The sequence below is a fragment of the Enterococcus ratti genome, from assembly GCF_001886195.1.
In the GTDB taxonomy this organism is placed as follows: domain Bacteria; phylum Bacillota; class Bacilli; order Lactobacillales; family Enterococcaceae; genus Enterococcus_B; species Enterococcus_B ratti.
Map to the genome: position 1 here is coordinate 1 of NZ_JXLB01000054.1, position 1483 is coordinate 1483.

Annotated in this window: 1 protein-coding gene; it reads left to right on the forward strand. The window is 34.4% G+C overall.

Going from position 1 to position 1483, the window contains the following annotated elements:
• Nucleotides 1-91 precede the first annotated feature (91 nt).
• Nucleotides 92-1480 carry a sugar transferase gene (locus tag RV14_RS11605; RefSeq protein WP_071856393.1) on the forward strand — a complete coding sequence of 463 codons (1389 nt, stop codon included), beginning with the start codon at nucleotides 92-94 and terminating at the stop codon, nucleotides 1478-1480.
• Nucleotides 1481-1483: the final 3 nt, after the last annotated feature.

The following is a 1483-nucleotide window of genomic DNA, read 5'->3' on the forward strand; positions in this document are numbered from 1 at the left end:
ATTTCCATTACAAATTGTTTATTCGCTAGGTTTTTAAACCTTGCTATGGTAAGATAATGAAGTGTATTATTTTGTAATTAGGAGTGTATATATGAATAAAAATGGGGAATGGAGTGCGACACGACGAATCTTCATCATCTTGCTGGATGTGCTGGTTTATAATGTGGCAATTTATAGCAGTTTCTTACTCAAGTTTTATGGGGAAATCCCCATGCGCAATTGGGAAACTTTTCAATATTCCGCAATCTTTATTTCTGTTTTATTTATTGCCTTAAATATCTTGTTAGGCGTGTATGTTTTTTATAACCGAATGATCAGTGATATCGTATTTGTGACCGTGATCGGGCAAGTACTGATGACATTAGGAATTATGGTTGTCACGTTCGTTGGACGCTGGTTTGCTTTTCCAAGAGCCGTTATTTTATTTTCCTTTGTTATTGGCACCATTTTGTTGAGTATTTACCGAATCTTGGTTTATAAATTGTACTTAAAGGTAAGTCATGACAAGAAAGTAGTAATTGTAGGACTAGAAAAAGACGTGGCACCAGCGATACAAAATTTCAGTTCTAAAAAGAACAATAAACACAAAATAGAAGCCGTAGTCATTGGAAATTATTATGAGCATGTGAAAGAGATGATAGATGAGATAGATATCGTATATCTCGCCTCACACATCGAAGAAACAGAAAAAATGAAGATTTATCAAATAGTGACGAAGAAAGAAAAGAAGTTATTTTTAAACACAACATTTGAAAATTTAACCATGATTAATCCAAATATCATGAATTTTGAAGATGAAAGTATCATTGAAGCTTCAGGCTATAGAATTCCACCAGAATATGAGTTATTTAAACGGTTGTTTGATATTGTTATTGCGATAATTTTATTAATTGTTGCTTCACCGTTTATGTTGTTGACGGCTATTTTAGTTAAAGCGACATCACCGGGACCGGTGATTTACAAACAAATCCGGATCACGAAAAATCAGAAAGAATTTTCTATATATAAATTCCGTTCAATGACGGCAACGGCAGAAGCAAAATCGGGGCCTGTATTGGCAAAAAGCAATGATGCTCGCGTGACGCCGGTGGGAAAATTTATACGAGCGGTACGTTTTGATGAATTGCCTCAAATTTTCAATGTGTTAAAAGGGGATATGTCGATTGTAGGTCCGCGTCCGGAGCGTCCTTTTTTTGTGGATCAATTCAATGCCGAAAATCCCTATTACTATTTGAGACATAACGTTCGAGCAGGAATTACTGGTTATGCGCAAGTATATGGGAAATACGTTTCTGATTATAATAGTAAATTGCGTTTTGATTTATTGTATATCAAGAAGTATTCATTACTGTTGGATTTGAAGATATTGTTGCAAACGATCAAGATTTTATTTGATAAAATGTCTTCACAAGGAGTAGAAGAAGAAACGATGAATTCTTTGGCAGACATTGCTTTTCCAAAAGATAAGATTTTCAGTTGATTT

What these genes read in the sequence shown, in the direction of transcription:
- RV14_RS11605 (WP_071856393.1), top strand. Translation starts at nt 92, where the DNA reads ATGAATAAAAATGGGGAATGGAGTGCGACACGACGAATCTTCATCATC.